Source organism: Henriciella sp. AS95, assembly GCF_038900055.1.
GTDB lineage: Bacteria > Pseudomonadota > Alphaproteobacteria > Caulobacterales > Hyphomonadaceae > Henriciella.
Genome location: NZ_JBBMQM010000001.1, coordinates 2445710 through 2465569 on the forward strand (window position 1 = coordinate 2445710; position 19860 = coordinate 2465569).

The following is a 19860-nucleotide window of genomic DNA, read 5'->3' on the forward strand; positions in this document are numbered from 1 at the left end:
GCGATCAATCAGAGCCGGTAATTCGTAGCAGCACATGCGCAATTCGCCCGAATTCTGAACACGGTTTGTAAGGTTCGGGGCCAACGCGTCAGTTCTGCGGGCAATGCGTGACTTCTAACGACGACTGGAACAGAAGATGCTGGCGCATCGCGTGGAGAGCCGTCTAGGCTGCGCGACGAAGCTTGAGGGGCAACATGAAGTTTATTCCAGACCGTTTCGTTTTGCTGATGATCGGCGCCGTCATATTGGCGCTTATCTTTCCGCAGCTCGGAACCAGTGATGGGCCATTGAGACTTGGCACCGTGACCGAGTGGGGCATCGCGCTTGTGTTCTTCCTGCACGGCGCGAACCTTGATCGCCAGAAGCTGGTGACCGGTCTGAAGAACTGGCGCGTTCACCTGCTGATCCAGACCACGACCTTTGTTGTGTTTCCAATCCTCGGCCTGATCCTCTATTTCAGCCTGAGGCAGACATTGCCGGAATTCCTTCTGCTTGGCTTTTTCTTCGTCGCCGCCCTGCCCTCCACCGTGTCTTCATCTGTCGCCATGACGGCGCTGGCGAGAGGCAACGTCCCCGTCGCCGTCTTCAATGCGACCCTTTCCGGGCTTCTCGGCATGATCATCACGCCGGCACTGATGTCGATTGTGACGGCGACAGGCGAAACGAACTTTTCGGTCCTCGACGCCATGGTCGACATTGCGATCACGCTGCTCCTCCCCTTCATTCTGGGTCAGCTTGCGCGACCATTGATCAAAACGCTGCTGGTCAAATACAAATCCATCACCTCCAAGATCGATCGCGGTGTGATCCTGCTCATCGTGTTCAGCTCATTTGCGGAATCGACAGCAGGCGGGGTCTGGTCGCAGTTCTCTCTCGTCGAATTTGTCGTGACGATCGCGCTCGTCCTGGTCTTTCTGGGCCTCGCCTTCAGCTATACGATCTTTGCATCCAAACGCCTCTCTCTGCCCTTGGATGATGAATCGGCAACCGTGTTCTGCGGATCGACGAAAAGCCTCGCCAATGGCGCCCCGATTGCGCAGATCCTGTTTGCTGGAAATCCAAGCCTTGGCCTGATCATGTTGCCGCTGATGCTGTATCACCAGCTCCAGCTGATGGCGTGTGCCGTCATGGCGCAGCGCTATGCGCGCAAGACCGAAGAGATGCTGGAAGCCGCTGCCGCCGACGCGCCGGCAAGCTGATGGAGTTGTGCAGCCACGGAGACGGCGATCATTGCAGGGGCCTTTCCGTCCAGCTCCGGCAATCCGATCGGTGACGTCAGGCGGGCGATCGCGTCTTCCGGGACGCCATCACCCTGCAAGCGTTTCAGGAAACGCGCCCGTTTCGTCTTCGAGCCGATCAGACCGCAATAAGCAAAGTCGCTTCGCAGAAGTATGGCACGCGTAAGCTGATAGTCGAGCTCGTGATCATGGGTCAGGATGAGCCAGATCGCGTCGGGCTGGCCGCTGGAAACTGCGGCATCGGCGTCGTCAAGCGATTCGATTTCGATGCCACTCTTCTCGCCGGTATAGTCTTCGCGGCTGTCGAACCAACGAATATTGAAGTCGGCAATCGAAAGCACATGCGCGATCGCTTCTCCCACATGACCCGCGCCAAAGAGCATGATTGTCGGGGCCCGTTTTTCAATCGGTTCAACCAGGATCCCGCAGGCCTCACGCGGCGGGCGCGCGACCGGAAACGCGTCTCCATCTGTGCTCATGAACCATGGTTGTGCCACCGCTCGCCCCTCAGCGACGCGCCGGACTGACTTTCGAGGGGACTGCCCATCAAGCCGAGTAACAAGTTCAATGGGAGCCGAAGTTGTTTCCGCGTCAGCGCATGCGGTCAACCAATCGGTATCGTTCTCATCAAGGCGCTCCAGGAGCAGGCGCACATGCCCTCCACAGCACTGGCGCAGGAGCGGACCCAGCGGGTAATCCTGCAACAGGTGCGGGAGATCAGCTCGCTCCAGCAGCGCCCGAGCCTGACGGATGGCCTGGTGTTCGAGGTTGCCGCCGCCAATTGTGCCGATGACACTCGAAGCACTGACCAGCATTTTCGTGCCCGCTTCGCGCGGCGCCGACCCTTCAACGATGCATTGCGTGATCAGGGTCGCTGCGCCCTCGGCTTCAATCAGCTTCAGCGCCTGTGCCGCCCATTCAAGACGTTTCATGTTGCCGCCTCGGCGCACGCAGCCTCAACAGCCATGAGGATGCGCTCGGGAGTCGCTGGCGCATCGAGGCGTGGCCAGACTTTATGCCCGGTCGCGCCGGAGACGGCATGCGTCAGCGCTGAGAGCACGGAGATCGCTAGCATGAAGGGCGGCTCACCGACGGCTTTGGAGCGGTGAATGGTGCGCTCTTCATTTCGGCCTTTGTCCCAGATTTTGATGTTCATAGCGGCCGGCCGGTCAGAGGCTGTCGGGATCTTGTATGTAGAAGGAGCATGTGTGCGCAGCCGCCCCCGCTCGTCATAGACAAGCTCCTCCGTCGTCAGCCAGCCCATGCCCTGAATGAATCCACCTTCGATTTGCCCCATGTCGATGGCCGGGTTCAGCGATTGCCCAACCTCGTGCAGGATATCAGTTCGGACCGTCCGGTTCTCGCCCGTCAGCGTGTCGATCTCGACCTCGGAGACGGCCGCGCCATAGGCGAAATAGTAGAAGGGCCGCCCCTGATGCTTCGCGCGGTCGTAATGGATTTTCGGCGTCCGGTAATAGCCCGTCGCAGACAAGGATATCCGCGCCAGATAGGCCGCTTGAACGATCTCCTGAAAGGTGAATTCTTTGCCGTCAGCCAGAATCTTGTTGTTCGTGAAAACAACGTCGTCAGCGTCCACGCCTTCCCGCTCAGCCACAAAGGCGACGAGCCGCGCCTTGATGGTCTCAGCGGCTGCCTTTGCGGCCATGCCATTCAGGTCAGAGCCTGACGATGCCGCCGTTGCTGACGTATTTGGCACCTTGTCGGTCGATGTCGCCATGATGCGAATGCGATCAATATCGACCTGGAACTCGTGCGCCACCACCTGCGCGACTTTGACCATCAGCCCCTGCCCCATTTCGGTGCCGCCATGGTTCAGCTGAATGCTGCCATCTGTGTAAACATTGATGAGCGCGCCGGCCTGATTGAGATGGGTGGTCGTGAAGGAGATACCGAACTTGACGGGCGTCAATGCAATGCCGCGCTTGATCGTGCCTTCCTGCTTGTTGAACGCTTCGATCTCGGCCCGCCGGGCGCGATAGTCTGAGGACCCGGCGAGCTCATCCATCAACTGGCGGGCAACAAAGTCCTCGACCGTCTGATGATATGGCGTCAGATCGCGGCCTTCACCGTAAAGATTGTCGAGCCGCACATCGAGTGGGTCGCGGCCCACCTCGAATGCGACGGCGTCCATCATCTGCTCAACGCCCACCATGCCCTGCGGCCCACCGAAGCCCCGAAATGCCGTGTTCGACACGGTATGGGTTCGCATGCGGTTAGAGACGATCCTGGCGTTGCCGAAGAAGTAACAATTGTCCGCATGAAACATGGCGCGGTCATTGATCGCCAGCGAAAGATCTGTCGAGAAGCCACAGCGGCTGGCAAGATCGAAGCTCGCCCCCTGCAAAACGCCGCGCGCATCAAAGCCGGCGGTCCAGCCCACTTCGAAATCGTGTCGCTTGCCGGTCATGATCATGTCATCGTCCCGGTCCATGCGAAACTTGACGGCTTTACCGGTTTTCAAGGCGCCTAGCGCTGCTGCAGCGGCGAGGAGCGTCGACTGCGTTTCCTTGCCGCCAAAACCGCCGCCCATCCGTCGCACGACAACGCTGACCTGACTGTCGGGGATGTTGAGAAGAGCCGCGATCAGGTGCTGCGCCTCGGTGGGATTCTGCGTCGAGGAATGGATCAGGAGTTCGCCATTCTCGCCGGGAATCGCGAGCGCGACCTGTCCCTCGAGGTAGAAATGGTCCTGTCCGCCTTCGACCAGTTTGCCGGAGAGTTTGAACGGCGCCGCATTGATGGCAGCATCCGCATCCCCCAATGTCATCACCTGCTCATCCTCAATCAAGGACGACGCGGTACGGGCATCACCGATCGTGACGAGTGGAACCTGATCTTCGTATTCGACAGCGGCCCGCAACGCCGCGAGCCGGGCGGCCTTTCGGCTCGTTGCCACGACGGCGAAAAGGCACTGGCCGTGATAGAGCACCGTACCGTCGGCAAAAAGCGGATCATCCTTGATGACTGGCCCGATGTCATTCGCGCCCGGAATGTCAGCCGCAGTGACCACGGCGACGACACCGGGTGATGCCTCGACAGAGGACAAATCCATACTCCGGATCTTCCCGTGAGCGCGCTCACTTTTGGCGACATAGAGATGCAGGCAGCCCGCCGGCTCTGGCACATCGTCGATATATTGCGCCTCACCGGTGACGTGCAGGTGCGCGCTGTCATGCTTGCTTGCCTGTCGCACGTCGCCTTTCACCGTATCTTCCGGGGCATCTTGAGCGGTTTTGTCGAGCATCAGGCCTGCGCCTCCAGAATGCGCGTGCGCGTTTTTCCTGTCGCCTCAAGGAAGGCTTTCTTGAGAAGATTTTGCGCCACCTTCAGGCGGTAGTCAGCCGACGCTCGCATGTCGGTGATCGGCGTGTAATCCTTCGCCATTTCAGCACAGGCCTGCTCAACGGTTTCCAGAGTCCACGGTTTACCTGAGAGCGCCATCTCGCAGGCTGCCGCGCGCTTCGGCGTTGGCGCCATACCGCCAAAGGCTATGCGGGCTGACTGCACGATGCCGCCGGATACTTTGATGGCAAAGGCCGCGCAGACAGCGGAAATATCCTGATCGAATCGTTTTGAAATCTTGTAAGTGCGGAACACGACATCGGACGTGATGGGCGGGACCGTGACCGACTTCACATATTCGCCTGGCCTCAAATCCTGCTTCCCATAGTCGATAAAGAAGTCTTCAAGCGCCAGCGACCGCTCCCCATTCGCCGACCCAAGTGTCAGCGTCGCGTCCAGCGCGATGAGGATTGGCGGTGTGTCGCCGATGGGCGACCCGTTCGCGATATTGCCACCAATCGTGCCGCTATTCCTGACCTGGACCGAGCCGAGGCGTGTCAGTAGGGCACCGATATCAGTGTGCAGGGCCGACAAGACCGACAGCGCATCACTGTATTTGACGCCTGCCCCAATCTTCAGCCCGGCATCGGTTTCGTCCACCGTCTGGAGCGAATTGATGTTGCCGAGAAAGATGACCGTTTCGAGGTTCTTCAGGGCCTTGGTGACCCAGAGACCGACATCCGTTGCGCCGGCGACCACTGTCGCGTCCGGATGGGCCGTCAGCAGGTCCGCCAGCGACGCTTCCGTCACCGGCACGTAACCGAGGCGCTCTGTCTGAAAAGCGGCGTCTGAGAAACGAAGTTCTCCAGCCGGTTCGTCAGCGATCTTCTGCAGGAGCTTGATTGTGTCCGGCCCACCGAACCGGTTCTGGATCGACGGGTCCGGCACAACTTCCTCGGCAGATTGCTGGATCGGGCCGTAACCGGTGCACCGGCATAGATTACCGGCCAGCACCGTATTTGCCGATGAAGGCAGCGCCGCGTCGCTATCCTGATAGCGCGCAAAAAGCGACATTATGAAGCCCGGTGTGCAGAAGCCACACTGCGACCCGTGATTGTCGACCATGGCCTGCTGGACCGGATGCATCGCCTTTGACGAGCCGATCGATTCAACCGTCACCAGTTCGCGTCCGTGAAGCATGGGCAGAAAAACGATACAGGCATTGATGGCGCGGTAGCGGACCTTCCCGTCCACGAGATCTCCCAATGCCACGGTACATGCGCCGCAATCGCCTTCAGCGCAGCCTTCCTTTGTGCCGGTGCGGTTTTCTTCTTCGCGCAGCCATTCCAGTACGGTCTGGGTGGGATCGCAATTTTCCAGCGTCCTCAGCCGACCATCCATGACAAAGCGGATCATGCGAAGGCTCCTGTGATCATTGCAGCATTATGCCCCCTGCGGCACGGCTTGTCAGTCAATCAGGTGAGCAAGCCGGCAGATTGGTGCGGTTGCATCAATTCTGCCCAGAAGTGCTGCGGTCCCGCCCTGGCCTGACAGAAAAGCGCACAGCGTTGATGTTCCTGCAGGTTTTGATGTCGAGCGATTTTACGTCCTGACCGATGCACGCCAGTCTGGCGCGACTGAGGGAATGGGAGGTAACCGGGCGATGCTCGACAGGTTTTTTGGACTTCAAGCGCGCGGAACGACTGTAAGGACGGAAGTGGTGGCAGGGCTGACCACTTTCCTGTCCATGTCCTACATCATCTTCGTCAATCCCGACATACTTTCCCAGGCCGGCATGGACCCGGGTGCCGTCTTCGTCGCCACATGCCTCGCCGCGGCTGTCGGCTCCCTGATCATGGGCGCTTACGCGAATTATCCGATCGCAATTGCCCCCGGCATGGGTCTCAATGCCTTCTTTACCTATGGTGTCGTGATCGGGATGGGCGTGGCGTGGCAGACCGCGCTGATGGCGGTCTTCATGTCGGGCACGATCTTTGTGATCCTCAGCCTGCTGCCGGTCCGCGAGTGGATCATCAACTCCATCCCCATGGAACTGAAACTCGCTATCGGGGCGGGCATCGGCTTCTTCCTGATTATTATCGGCCTCACAAGTGTCGGCATCGTCGTCGATAATCCAGCAACGCTGGTCGGCCTGGGCGACCTGTCCGCAACGCCGACCCTGCTCGCCATTCTGTGCTTCGTGACCATCGCCATTCTCGAGACGCGGAAGGTGCCAGGCGGCATTCTGCTCGGCATGCTGGGCATTACCATTCTGGGCATGCTGCTCGGCGTTGCCGAACCCAGCGGCATCGTCTCCGCACCGCCATCGATTGCGCCAACCTTCCTGCAGCTCGACTGGGCAAAAGCCTTCGAAGTCGCGCTCATCGCCGTGGTCATCTCCTTCCTTTTCGTCGACATGTTCGACACAGCTGGCACACTCGTATCTGTTGCGCACAAGGCAGGCCTTCTGGACGAAAACGGACACGTCAAAAACCTTCGCAAGGCGCTGCTGGCCGATAGTACCTCCACGATGATCGGGGCGGCACTCGGCACCTCATCGGCAACCTCCTATGTCGAGAGCATCGCAGGCGTGAATGCAGGCGGCCGGACAGGCCTGACCGCGATTGTTGTCGGCATCATGTTTCTGGTGGCGCTGTTCTTTGCTCCGCTCGCCGGCGCGATCCAATCCTATGCGACAGGGCCTGCCCTGGTTTTTGTCGGGTGCGTTATGGTGGGCGCGCTTGCGGATATCGATTGGGACGACGCAACCTGCTACGTGCCGTCGGTCATTACCGCCGTTGCGATGCCGCTGACCTATTCGATTGCGACCGGCCTCGGCCTTGGCTTCATCGCTTACACCGCAATCAAGATCGGTTCAGGCAAGTGGAAAGAGCTTAGCGTCGGCGTCATTGTCCTGGCAGCCCTGTTCCTGGCCAAGTTCATCTTCCTGGATGCGGCATGAGCGAGGCTGAGGCTCCGCGAAAGCCTTCGCCCACGCCTCTCATGACGGCTGAACAACGCCGCGATCCTGACTACTTCCCCGGCTTCGCCGCCGCGATCCCTCTGAGCATCCAACACATATTGGCGATGTTCATCTCGAATGTGACGCCGGCCATCATTGTCGCGGGTGCGGCTGGGTTCGGGTATGGGTCGCCTGACATCTCGGCCCTTCTCTACATGATCCAGATGTCGATGCTGTTTGCAGGCGCGGCGACGCTTTTGCAGACGATCGGCTTTGGGCCGGTCGGGTCGCAGCTTCCAATCGTGCAGGGCACCAGCTTCGCTTTCCTTCCGATCATGATTCCATTGGTGGCCGGCAAGGGCGTTGAGGCCATGGCGGTGCTCACGACAGGCGCGCTATTCGGCGGGCTATTTCACGCTGGCCTCAGCATCTTCGTGAAACGCCTGCGCTTTGCCTTTCCGCCACTGGTAACAGGTTTGGTGGTGGCGATGATTGCGCTGTCACTGTTACAGGTTGGCATTCAGTATGCTGCCGGCGGCGTCCCCCTCATCGGCACAGCTGAATATGGCGGCTGGCAGAGCTGGCTCCTCGCCGGAACGGTCATCGTCGCGACGTTCGGCTTCAAATTCTTCACGCGCGGCATGTGGTCATCCGCGTCTGTTCTGCTCGGGCTTTTGGTCGGGTACGCGCTGGCCTTCGCCATGGGGCGTGTGAACCTGGCCGAGGTGGGCGCAGCAGGCTGGGTGTCTGTCCCGGTGCCATTTGCGTTCGGCTTCAACTTCTCCATCGCCGCTGTAGTCGGGTTTTGCCTGATGGGAATCATTTCGGCGATCGAGACGGTTGGCGATGTCAGCGCGATTACAGAGGGCGGCGCTGGACGCGAAGCAAAGGACGAGGAGTTGTCGGGCGCGACGCTGGCCGATGGCCTTGGCACCTTCGGAGCAGCCATCTTCGGAAGCCTGCCCAATACGTCGTTCAGTCAGAATGTCGGGCTCATTGCCATGACCGGCATCATGAGCCGTCACATCGTCACGCTCGGCGCCATCTTCCTTATTTTGTGCGGCCTGCTGCCAAAGATCGGTGCGTTTATCATCACGGTCCCGATCGAAGTGCTTGGCGGCGGCGTGATCATCATGTTCGGCATGGTCGCGTCGGCGTCAATTTCCATCCTGTCAAAGGTCGACTGGACCCAGCGAAACATGCTTATCTTTGCGCTGTCGATTTCGCTGGGCTTTGGCCTGCAGCTGGAGCCCGGCGCGCTTCAACACGTGCCTGAAAGCATCCGCATGTTTCTGACGTCCGGCCTTCTTCCTGCGACCTTTATCGCCGTCGTCCTCAACCTCTGCCTGCCTGAGCTTGAAGAAGACGTCGCGTGACGACGACGCTGATCTGCAATGCAGACGTCGTGGCGGTTATGGACGATGCCGGCACGGAAATCGAAATGGGCGCGATCCTGATCGAAAACGGCGTTGTCCGGCAAGTTGGCCCACAAGCTGAACTCTCTGAGTGGCACACAGAGGCCGACGAGATCGTACGGGCGGACGGGTGTGTTGTCACGCCCGGCCTCGTCAACACACACCACCATCTCTTCCAGACACTCACCCGCGCTGTCCCGGCCGGTCAGGACGCGCTGCTGTTTGATTGGCTCAAGACGCTGTATCCGATCTGGTCTCGCTACCGGCTGGACGAGATCTTCCATTCAGCGCAGCTGGGGCTCGCTGAACTGGCCCTCTCCGGCTGCACGATGAGCACCGATCACCTCTATTTCCACCCACATCCAGACAGTCTTGAGCACTCGATCCAGGCGGCCCAGTCAATCGGCATTCGCTTCCACCCGACGCGCGGTTCGATGAGCATCGGCGAGAGCCAGGGCGGTCTGCCGCCGGACTCAATGGTCGAGAACGAAGCGGATATCCTCAAAGATTGTATCGACGCCATCGACAGGTTTCATGACCCATCCGACGGAGCGATGCTTCGCGTCGCGCTGGCACCCTGCTCTCCTTTTTCTGTGAGCCAAGACCTGATGCGTGACACGGCCCTTCTTGCCCGCGACAAGGGCGTCATGATGCACACGCATCTGGCTGAAAATGATCAGGATATCGCCTACAGCCTCGAAAAATTCGGCTGCCGACCGGGCGAATATGCCGAGCGTTTGGGATGGGTCGGGCCCGATGTCTGGCATGCGCATTGTGTGAAACTCGATGCGGACGAGATTGAACTCTTCGCTCGCACCGGGACAGGTGTCGCGCATTGCCCTTGCTCCAATTGCCGGCTCGGTTCCGGGATTGCGCCGGTCCGGCAGATGCTTTCGGCAGGCGTCCCAATCGGGCTGGGGGTTGATGGGTCTGCCTCGAATGATGCTGGCCATCTCCTGCTGGAAGCGCGGCAGGCCATGTTGCTGCAAAGGGTCGCCAACGGCGCAGATGCCATGAGCGCACGAGCTGCCTTGCATCTCGCCACGCGAGGCGGCGCCGAGATGCTGGGCCGCTCCGATTGCGGGACCCTTGAAGCGGGCAAGCGGGCCGATCTCACCGTCTGGGACACGACGGGGCTGCAAACAGCAGGGGCATGGGACCCGATTGCCGCGCTCGTGCTCTGCGCGCCCGTGTCCGCCCGTCATGTCTATGTCGACGGCAAAGCGATCGTGGTGGACGGACACCTGAATGGCGACGATGACGTCAATGATATCCGCAATCACGCCGAAGCTTCTCTGAAGTGGCTCATGGGCTAAACGATCGATCGGCCCACAGCGACACACACGAGCACAACAAAGAAAACCGCCCGGAGATCACTCTCCGGGCGGTCTCTTTTCTATGGCTCAGACCGTTTCGATCAGAACTTGTAGATCACGGATGCCTGCACGCTCCGAGGCTTCTCAGGAAGCACGATCGTTGAACCGAACAGCTCAGTGAAGTTGGCGCGGAAGTACTCTTCATCCGTTGCGTTCTTCACAGAGACCCGGAACAGCCAGTCGTCGATCTCATAGGAGGCAGACAGATCAACCAGCGTATAACCGGGCAGTTTGACGGCGCGAGACTGACCCGAGAAAACTTCTTCCACGTTCACAGCACTGCCTGATACCGAGAAACCATTCCCGAAGTCATACGTCCCGGTGATCGAGTACATGTTCTCAGGAATACCCTGGCGCTTGGCAGCATCTTCATCCGGAATAAGGACGAGGCCAATTGGCTGACCGCCATAGATCAGTGACGGATCGGTCACGTTCGGCATATCGTCGATACCAAAGAAGCTGAACGCTGTGCCGTCAGTCAAAAAGGTTTCGTTGACGATTTTGCTATTGGTGTAGGCCGCCGTGATGAGGAAGCTGTCGCTGACAGACCAGCGCATCTCAGCCTCAAGGCCTTCGGTCTTGATGTCCTGATTGACCGTTGTTGACTGAACGTTCCGATCAGTCCGCTCCTGCTCATAATAGGAAACGGCAGCATACAGACGACCATCAAGGAAATCGCCCTTAACGCCGACCTCTCTCATTTCTGTCGCTGTAAGGAAGGTTTTCGCCGCAACGTCAGGACCCGAAATGTCAGCACCCTGTCCAGCGATAACCACTGTCTGCTCTGAGAAGGTCACATACGGAATGACGCCAAACGGGGTCTTGTAGTTGACCGACGCATTCCAGGAAACGCCGCTATCAGACTCGTCACCGGACCCACCCTGGCTGTAGCGACCGGAAACCGCTTCTGCGGCGATCGTGTCGTGACGAATACCGAGCAAGACGCCCAGACCAAAGTCGAATTCAGCATCGACCAGGCCTGCGATACCATAATCGGTATAGTTGCCGACATTGTAGTCCGCCCAGCCACAGTCGCACTCAAGCGCCAGAAGACGATCTGAGCGCGCATCATAGCCTTGGGTAAGATCGACACGATGGAAGAACTCATAGTCAAAATCGTCGCCGTGACGGTATTCCGTGTAGCGGATGGACGGAGACAGCTGCGTATTCACCGTCAGACCATCGAACTCGAATTCATTTGCGATGACGATCTTGTCTTCAAACACCCACGAGTCGTGAAACTGTGCGAAGCCGTAGGAGTTGAGGTTCCGGTTATCATACGACTCATAGAACATCTGATTCTTGATCTCGAAGCCGTCGTCCCCTTCCCAGATCAGGTCGAAGTACATGGCGATGTCTTCGTTTTGCAGCGAATCTTCAGGCCCGGTGAGAACATTCTGGCGTGAGAGTTTCGCTGTCCCGACATTCTCCAGGGCGAGATAGGGATAGGCCGCCGTCAGGCAGGCATCGGTCCAGCCATCGGCCGTGGCCCCGCCACCGCACGCAAACGCCCCGAACGGGTTGAATACGCCCACGGCGTCGAACTCGGCTTGAGACAGTTGACCGTCGCCATCCGTGTCGAGCGGCTGAGCGGTGCCTGTGACATAGGTTCCATTGTCGACAAGGTCCTGGCTCAGGCGGTTCCAGCCACCATTCTGGGCCCCTTCGAAATCATGGTACATCACGCCGAACTCGGCCCGCAGCTTCTCAGTAATGTTCGTATCGAAGGCGGCCTGCAGAATCGTCTGCTGCGTCGAGATGTTGTTGTAGTAGCTGCCGGAATCTTCGATCTCAGCATAGAGGTTGTAGCCGAACGCTTGGCCAAACAGGTTGCCCGGCCCCGTGATGGTCCCGCTGAGCACGCTCTTGTCCCAGCTACCGCCCGTATACGTGATCTCGCCTTCAGGTGCGGCCATGTATTTGCCGCCCTCGATCCGTGCGGACTTCGGCACGAAGTTCATGTACCCGCCTGACTTGGACGGACCGTAGATCGGCGAGGCCGGGCCGCGCACGATGTCGATACGGTCAGCCGCCGCGATTGGCGTTGCGTAGTTGCCCGGGTTGTCGAGGCGGCGGACACCACGGAAATAGGTCTCACCGGCCTGTCCACGAATATCGAGCGCGCCACCAACACCGAAGAAGGAGTTGGTGAAAGTACCTGGCGATTGCGCGACGAGACCGTAAATGTCGGTAATGCCGAAACGTTCGATCTGGTCGGATGAAATGGTCGACGCGGAGCGCGGAATTTCCGTGAGCGTTTTGTCGAAACCGAAAACCGAACCGACATCTTCAACCGGAAGGGCGCGAAGGCTGCCCGTGACAATCACGGTTTCCTGCCGCGCTTCGGCTTCTTCTTCCTGCGCCAAGGCCGTATTTGGCATGGCGGCCAGCATGGCGAGACCAGCCGCTGACAACATGAATTTCGCCTGGAATGGCGATGTGGCGCTACGAGACTTTCGCTCCTCGCTACCCCCTACTGCATGGATGTTGGCCCCAGAGACCTCCTGCTTATTCGACATATTCGCTTACCCCTCACGTGTTCGATAATAATTCCAACTCAAAATTAAGGAGCCAACTCGCACTGTTCGCGGCCTTTTCAGAGGGTTCTGATCTTCCGAAAAGACTATCGCTATAGAGATCGCACGACTCGATAACCGATTTGACGCTATGAATGTCTGCATAGCGTGAGGAACAGATTCTCGGCGCGGAAAGCGTTAATGAGTATTAATGCGTAGATATCGATCACAACATCACCGCCATGCCAGCGATGCGATCACGAAACAGGCATCGACCGCTTAAGGCGAAGCAGTGATTGCAGTGAAGCAGGAAGGCCACAACTCTGGGATCACACTAACCGACGTCGGCTTCAGAGAGCGCTCCAATGAAATCTTTTTTATCGACACTGCCAAATTGGCCGGCACGATTTGTCGGATTGGCCGCGCTGGTTTGTCTGACCGGGTGTCAGAGCAAACCGGTCGTCATGGAGGTGGACGCCAATCCAGCGCCGAGCGGCGGCGAGACACCCCGGATCGCCATCGCCACGGCCTACGCACCTGAATTTGCAGCCCTGATTCCGGAACTGAAAAACGCCGCTGAGTACAAGATCAACGGTGTCTCCTACTGGACTGGCGAGATGCAGGGCGAGGACGTCATCCTGTTCGAAACAGGCGTCAGCTTGGTCAATGCCACGATGACCACCGAACGGCTCCTGCGACGCTTCGATGTCAGCGCCATCATCGTCAGCGGCGTTGCCGGCGGTCTCGATCCATCGCTCAGCATTGGTGACGTCACCGTCCCGGCAAGATGGGCCCAGTATAATGAGTCCGTCTATATGCGAGAGACGGCACCTGGCGAATACAAGCCGCATGCGGGCGTCGAGCCGGAAATGCCAGCATTCGACTTCATCGGCACGCGCGGGGTTCGTATTTCCCGCCCCGGCGATAGCGATCCAGAGCGCAAGATCTGGTTTGACGCCACGCCGGACCTTCTGGCGCTTGCAGACACGGTCGCCAGCAGCGCGAAGCTCAAACAATGCGACGATCACGGATTGTGCCTGCCTGAAGCCCCCGAAGTTGTCGTCGGCGGAAATGGTGTCACCGGATCCATTTTCATGGATAATGCGCGGTTCCGCGATTATCTCCACACGACGTTCGACGCGCAGGTCGCGGAAATGGAAACTGCCGCAATCGCGATGGTGGCCTACTCGAACGATGTGCCCTTCATAGCCTTCCGCAGCCTGTCGGATCTGGCGGGCGGCGGACAAGCTGAAGAGAATGAAATAACGGCGTTCCAGCATCTGGCGGCCGAAAACTCCGCCGCAGTGGTTCTGGCATTTCTGGACGCCTATGGAAGCGCTCAGGGCGCTCGGCCACAGGCCTTCACCCAGAAAGACTATTGCGAGATCAATTTCTCTGCTGCCTCGAAAGCCGCTGGCCTGTCATTGGGAGAGCCGAAGGCGGCGCAATTGATGGGCATGCTTTCAGACGATACGGCCCACAAGGCTTTTCTGGCGACACAAATCCAGAGGGCAGAAGACATCGCGCAACTTGTGGCCCCTTCCTCCAAAGCGCTCTCCGATCCCGTGGTCCTGGAGGTCTGGGGCGGATGGAAAGGCCGAACGTCGCCGTCGCTCGCCATGCGCCTCGCATCAGATGAGCCTGATGACCTCGACACCGCTGCGGCTATCGCCAGCGCCTTCGGATATGTCTTTATGCAGGAAGGGGTTATCGCCCACTGCCCCGTATATGACGATCAGTCTGCAGATCTTTCTGCGTTTCATCTGATCGAGCACGGCCAATACGACTTGCTATCCGTCGACAGCCTTGAATCCGTATTCGGTATGATGCTGGGTCAGGCGGACGGCAACTTTGATCTTGGTTACACCTATTATCCGGTCGAGGACCGTTTTTACACGCTGGGCAACACCGATGGCGGCGCGTTTGAGGCTGAAGCCATGAGTGATCTGCTCGATACACTCGACCGGATGAGCAGCGGACATAACGATCTCAGCTTAAGCGAAACGGGCCGAAAAGTCGCCTGGCTGGGCAATGACTGGGCAGCGATGCCGGACGGCCACGGCTACCTTGCAAACCCGGCTGTGGCGGAGCACAAGCTCGCGCTGGACAGCCTGCGGGCGGAATTTCTGGCCGATCTCAGCGACCTCGCGGCGACGGCCCAATAAATCGTTTTGAGTAAAGGAACCACACGCTTGAGAATATGCGTTTTTTGCGGATCGAACACCGGTAAGGGCGAAGCCTATATGAAGGCCGGTTACGAGTTTGGTGCCCTCATCGCCGGTAAGGGCTTTGGCGTTGTTTATGGCGGCGCCCGGGACGGACTGATGGGTGCTGTTGCCAACGGCGCCCTGGAGGCTGGCGGCGAGGTCATTGGTGTCCTGCCACGTCAGCTCTTCGATCTCGAGCAGGCGCACGAAACACTGACCGATCTACGCATCGTCGATTCCATGCATGAGCGAAAGCAGATCATGCACGATCTCTCCTCCTCCTTTGTCAGCCTCCCCGGCGGGATTGGCACAATGGAGGAAATGTTCGAGGTCTGGACGTGGACGCAGCTCGGCGTGCACCGCAAACCGCTGGCGCTCTATAATGTGAACGGGTTTTACGATGCGCTCGAAACCTTCCTGGACCATATGGTCGAAGAAGGCTTCGTGAAAGCGGTTCATCGCGGCATGACGCTCGTCGGCAATGACCCGGTCAAACTGCTTGATGAACTCACGACGTTCGAACCACCGCTGGTCAAGAAGTGGCTGAAGCCCGAAGAGCGATAATCGTCTACTTCAGCTGGCGACCGGCGACGTAAGTGGCCGTGATGCTGCGGTCATCACCGAGCGTCTGCAACACGAACAACTCGTCCTGGAGGCTCTCAGCCGTTTCCATGCGCACCGTCATGGCTGGCGTGGCGAGACTGTCGAGGACAATGAGATCGGCGGCGCATTGCGGCTCGATTGACCCGATCTGATCCGCCATCGAGAGGGCGTCGGCGTTTCCGCGCGTCATCTGGTAAAAGCTCTCAAGCGGATTCAGGCTGTATCCCCGCATCTGACAAACCTTGTAGGCCTCGGCGGCCGTAGCCAACATCGAGTAGCTGGTCCCCCCGCCAACGTCGCTGGCAAGCGCCACCGGGATGCCCGCATCCCTCAGCCCGTCATAGTCGAACAGGCCACTTCCGAGGAAGGTGTTCGAGGTTGGACAGAAAACGGCCACCGACTGGCTGGCCCGCATGGCATCACGCTCCCGGTCCGTAAGGTGCAGGCAGTGACCAAAGAGAGAGCGCTCACCGAGCAGACCGGCAGTTTCATAGACGTCGAGATAATCGCGCGCCGACGGATAGAGCCGTAAAGTCTCTTCGATCTCGTCATGATTTTCGGACAGATGGGTCTGCAGGTAGACCCCCTCTTCTTCCTTGAGAAGCGTGCCGGCAAGTTCGAGTTGTTGAGCGCTGCATGTGATCGCGAAGCGCGGCGTGATCGCGTAGTGTAGCCGCCCCTTGCCATGCCAGGCATTGATGAGCGCCTTACTGTCGTCGTAGCCCGATCGGGCCGTATCAAGCAGCACGGCCGGAGCGCCGCGGTCCATCAGCGTCTTGCCCGCGATCATACACATGCCGCGCGCATGCGCCTCGCTGAAGAAGGCATCCATGGACGCCTTGTGAGACGACCCGTAAACGACCGCCGTTGTGACACCCTGCCGGATCAACTCATCCAGATAATGGCTAGCGACCTGCTCGGCATAGGCGGCATCTTCAAAACGCGCCTCTTCCGGAAATGTATGGCGTTCAAGCCAGTCGAGAAGTTGGGTACCATAGCTCGCGATGACCCGCATCTGCACGTAGTGAGCGTGCGCATCGATGAAGCCGGGCAAGATCAGCCCCGGCCGATGGTCGACGACATCCATCCCGGCATAGTCATTCGGCAGATCGCCGAACCCGCCGCGCCAGACGATCTTGCCACTGGAAATCGCAACCGCGCCATCATCCCAGAACTCGTAGCTACCGTCGTCATCGAACGCGCGCGGACGCCGGACAAACGTCAGGACCCGCCCGCGCAGCACCTTGTCGGTCATACCAGTGTCGATGCCTCCAGCCGTGGTCATTGCCATTTTCTTCTAGTGTTATTCAGACCACAGCAGTCAACAAGCTGAGTCCAGTTGGAAGTGATGCTGGCGAATACTCGCCGCGCCGCTGCCCTGGAGTTCAGCAATTGAGCATCCCTTGGGCGAACTGGTATGCTTCAGAGCAGATCAATCGACTTCAATCGCCTCAATCAACGCATCGTTGACCAAAGAAAACCAACCGCCCCTTACTGTCATGACAGACATCATCAGACGGCACAGGGGGCCTACAAATGACGATATTTTCAGCAGGCAAGACGCTCATCGGCGCGGCGACATTGGCAGCGCTCGTTTCTGGCTGCGCCAAAGTGCCCCCGCCCGCCGAGGCCGAAACCGAAACGCCGGTCTCTGTCCTGGACTGTGTGCCGGGCGATTATTGCCCCGTGTCGCTGCCCGTTAAAGTCGTCGTGGTGACCATGTTCGAGATTGGCGAAGACGAAGGTGACATACCGGCCGAATTCCAGCTCTGGAAAGAACGTCGTCCACTCGACATGCAGATCCCGTTTCCGCAGTCCTATCATGATCTTTTCTATGACGAGGAAAATCAGGTTCTCGCCATGGTGACGGGCATCGGTACGGCGCGCGCCGCCACCGCGACCATGGCACTCGGGCTGGATAGCCGGTTCGACCTTTCAAAGGCGTACTGGCTGGTCGCGGGCATCGCTGGCGTCGATCCGGAAGATGCGTCGATTGGCTCTGCCGTCTGGTCTGCCTATCTGGTCGATGGCGACCTCTCCCATGAAATCGACGCGCGAGAGAAACCGGAGGACTGGCCGACCGGTTATTTCCCTCGCTACACGACGAAACCATATGATCCAGACAAGCCGGAGCCGACGGGTGAGATGTACAAGATCAATGAAGGCCTGCGCGACTGGGCGTATGAGCTGACCAAGGATCTGGACCTGCCGGACCTTGATGGCCTCGCCGAGGCACGGGCCGAATATGTGAATTATGAAATGGCGCAAAAACCACCCTTCGTCCTGAAAGGCGAACATCTCGCCGCCATGACGTTCTGGCACGGCAAGATCCTCAATGACTGGGCCAATGACTGGGTCGACTACTGGACCGATGGCCAGGGCGAATTCGTCACCTCGGCCATGGAAGAGACCGGCACCTATCTCGCCATCGATTATCTCGATCGGATTGAGAAGGTCGACAAGGACCGCTTCATGGTGCTGCGGGCTGGCAGCAACTATACGATGCAGCCTGAAGGCAAGACAGCCGCTGAAAACCTTCTCGACGAAAACAAGGGCTTTGCCGGCATGCTGGCATCATTGGAAAGTCTTTACCTGGTTGGCGGTTTTGTCGTGGACGAGATCACCGAGAATTGGGACGAGTACGAAGACACTGTTCCGGGCGTCGAATAAGGCGCTACCGGAAGTGCGTCAGCGGATATCCCATTCAGCGATGTCGTTTTCAAAGGCCGTGAAGTCACGCTCAAGCTGGCGCTGAAGGTCTGCTTTCGGACTTTCCGCTGCCAGCGCATCGCATGCGGCGGATGAAAGCGAGTTACACGCATCCGAGATGACGCCAACTTCTCCCTCGCTCCAAATGCTATCTCCTGGCACAAACGCGTATTCCAGACTGTTACGCGCGACCTGTTTGAGCGCTGCATAGTCGAGCCCATGCTCCAGTGCGGCGCGAACATACTGCTCCGTCATATCAGTCCGCAGAACGCCCTGATCATCCGTCGACAGAACAACGGGCACATCCGACGACAGATATAAGTTTAGCGGATGCTGCGCGCCGCGTACGCCGAGAATGACGTCGTTACTGACGAGGTTGATTTCGACCGCGATCTTTTCGTTTGCCATGCGGTCAAGCGTATCGCGGCTCTGATGCTCCCAGGCGATGTCGATGCCATGTCCAATGCGCTGCGATCCCGCAATCATGATGGCGTCACGAATATGGGTTCGAAGCGCGGAAGATGGTGCAAGCCCCAGCGTGAGTTCACCGGCATGTAAGGTGACCTTTGCGGTCGGATATTTCTCACTCAGGAAAGCGATCATCCTCATGTGGAGGTCGTAATTTTCAATCGAACGCGGATCGTCCTCAGGCTCGACAAGTGAAATACCAACGGACTTCGGGTCAGCTTCAATAAGGGCAAAGCCGAGCGCGAGCTGCCGGAACAACTGCTCATTCGGGAAACGGCGAAGACCGTAAGTGTTGTAATAGACGGTCACGTCACATCCCGCGTCCGGCTGGTCATCTTCGCAACCAAGAAGCCCATTTGCGTCATCTTCGACCGCTCGCCTTTCAGCTAGCGATTGCTGGATCAGAGGCTCAATTTCCGGCGCCAAACGCTGGAAAGCCGCTTCCAGGTCGTTTTCATCCCATTCAGGGTCCACCACTTGCGAGAAGTAACTGTCGATCGGACCCGGATTGAACATCAGCTCGACATAGGACACCCGGTCATCGGCCGCGAGGCGCTTCACCGATGCCAGCGTTCGAGCCGGCTCTTCACGCACAATCGGAAAGAATTTTCCGAAGCTCGAAAAGAACTGCTTGTGGCCTGACTGTTCGGACTGCACGCCGCTTATCAGGTCACGGACAGACAAGGCATCGACCAGTTCTGAATAAAGGTCGGGGTCAGAGCGCATCAATCCATTCGCCGACACCTGGTCCGCCCCGTCACAAGGCGGCTCGACGATCGCTTCTTCCGCTTCATCGATGCAGAAGTCCCGGCGCGCCGCCCAATCAAGATATTCCTCAGCATACGGTGTTCCGGACGCGTGATTGTGCAAGTCCCCGCCCTTCGGCATGTCGCGTAGGAAAACGCGCAGCAGAACCGGATCGTCTGAGATCCGCTCAAATAGCGCCTCTGTCCGGGCTTCGGCGCTCAATGGGGCGGTCGCAACCTTCATAGGCGCAGGCGGCGTGGTGCAACCCACGAGGTTTATCCCAGACAGGCCTGCAAGTGTAAGAAAGACGGAGCGC

General features: G+C 58.7%; 13 protein-coding genes. 7 read left to right on the plus strand and 6 right to left on the minus strand.

Translation table 11 applies throughout. From position 1 onward, the window contains the following. Nucleotides 1-194 precede the first annotated feature (194 nt). Nucleotides 195-1199, plus strand: a complete 1005-nt coding sequence (locus WNY37_RS12100) for a bile acid:sodium symporter family protein (protein ID WP_342973643.1) — start codon at nt 195-197, stop codon at nt 1197-1199. Here the strand turns inward: WNY37_RS12100 and xdhC are convergent. Genes xdhC through xdhA form a run of 3 tightly spaced genes read right to left on the minus strand, consistent with a single transcriptional unit; the run spans nt 1139 to nt 5957 of the window. Then, nucleotides 1139-2170, minus strand: a complete 1032-nt coding sequence (gene xdhC / locus WNY37_RS12105; RefSeq protein WP_342973644.1) for a xanthine dehydrogenase accessory protein XdhC — start codon at nt 2168-2170, stop codon at nt 1139-1141. The genes WNY37_RS12100 and xdhC overlap by 61 nt on opposite strands. After that, nucleotides 2167-4503: a xanthine dehydrogenase molybdopterin binding subunit gene (gene xdhB, locus WNY37_RS12110; protein ID WP_342973645.1), complete on the minus strand. Its 2337-nt coding sequence runs from the start codon at nt 4501-4503 to the stop codon at nt 2167-2169. The genes xdhC and xdhB overlap by 4 nt, the downstream gene beginning before the upstream one ends. Continuing rightward, nucleotides 4503-5957, minus strand: a complete 1455-nt coding sequence (gene xdhA / locus WNY37_RS12115; protein ID WP_342973646.1) for a xanthine dehydrogenase small subunit — start codon at nt 5955-5957, stop codon at nt 4503-4505. The genes xdhB and xdhA overlap by 1 nt, the downstream gene beginning before the upstream one ends. A gap of 247 nt (nt 5958-6204) precedes the next feature. On the opposite strand from xdhA, the gene WNY37_RS12120 reads away from it, so the two are divergent. Genes WNY37_RS12120 through WNY37_RS12130 form a run of 3 tightly spaced genes read left to right on the plus strand, consistent with a single transcriptional unit; the run spans nt 6205 to nt 10234 of the window. Further along, nucleotides 6205-7503, plus strand: a complete 1299-nt coding sequence (locus tag WNY37_RS12120) for an NCS2 family permease (RefSeq protein WP_342973647.1) — start codon at nt 6205-6207, stop codon at nt 7501-7503. Then, nucleotides 7500-8879, plus strand: a complete 1380-nt coding sequence (locus WNY37_RS12125) for a nucleobase:cation symporter-2 family protein (RefSeq protein WP_342973648.1) — start codon at nt 7500-7502, stop codon at nt 8877-8879. The genes WNY37_RS12120 and WNY37_RS12125 overlap by 4 nt, the downstream gene beginning before the upstream one ends. After that, on the plus strand, nt 8876-10234 hold the full coding sequence (locus tag WNY37_RS12130) for an 8-oxoguanine deaminase (RefSeq protein WP_342973649.1): 1359 nt from the start codon (nt 8876-8878) through the stop codon (nt 10232-10234). The genes WNY37_RS12125 and WNY37_RS12130 overlap by 4 nt, the downstream gene beginning before the upstream one ends. Nucleotides 10235-10335: 101 nt before the next feature. Here WNY37_RS12130 and WNY37_RS12135 read toward each other — a convergent pair whose 3' ends face one another. After that, on the minus strand, nt 10336-12711 hold the full coding sequence (locus WNY37_RS12135) for a TonB-dependent receptor plug domain-containing protein (protein WP_342973650.1): 2376 nt from the start codon (nt 12709-12711) through the stop codon (nt 10336-10338). Nucleotides 12712-13175: 464 nt separating this feature from the next. Between WNY37_RS12135 and WNY37_RS12140 the strand changes: the two genes are divergently transcribed. Both WNY37_RS12140 and WNY37_RS12145 read left to right on the plus strand, forming a co-directional pair. After that, nucleotides 13176-14975 (plus strand): 5'-methylthioadenosine/S-adenosylhomocysteine nucleosidase, encoded by a 1800-nt coding sequence (locus WNY37_RS12140; protein WP_342973651.1) that lies wholly within the window; start codon nt 13176-13178, stop codon nt 14973-14975. 27 nt (nt 14976-15002) lie between these two features. Next, nucleotides 15003-15581 carry a TIGR00730 family Rossman fold protein gene (locus WNY37_RS12145; protein ID WP_342973652.1) on the plus strand — a complete coding sequence of 193 codons (579 nt, stop codon included), beginning with the start codon at nt 15003-15005 and terminating at the stop codon, nt 15579-15581. A 4-nt stretch (nt 15582-15585) separates the two neighbouring features. Here WNY37_RS12145 and guaD read toward each other — a convergent pair whose 3' ends face one another. Beyond that, the gene (gene guaD / locus WNY37_RS12150; protein WP_342973653.1) at nt 15586-16905 is read right to left on the minus strand and encodes a guanine deaminase; all 1320 of its coding nucleotides are present in this window, start codon (nt 16903-16905) and stop codon (nt 15586-15588) included. Nucleotides 16906-17156: 251 nt separating this feature from the next. Here guaD and WNY37_RS12155 point away from each other — a divergent pair, with 251 nt between their 5' ends. After that, nucleotides 17157-18290, plus strand: a complete 1134-nt coding sequence (locus WNY37_RS12155; RefSeq protein WP_342973654.1) for a purine nucleoside permease — start codon at nt 17157-17159, stop codon at nt 18288-18290. Nucleotides 18291-18308: 18 nt separating this feature from the next. Here WNY37_RS12155 and WNY37_RS12160 read toward each other — a convergent pair whose 3' ends face one another. Continuing rightward, on the minus strand, nt 18309-19787 hold the full coding sequence (locus WNY37_RS12160; protein ID WP_342973655.1) for an adenosine deaminase: 1479 nt from the start codon (nt 19785-19787) through the stop codon (nt 18309-18311). Between the last annotated feature and the right edge of the window lie 73 nt (nt 19788-19860).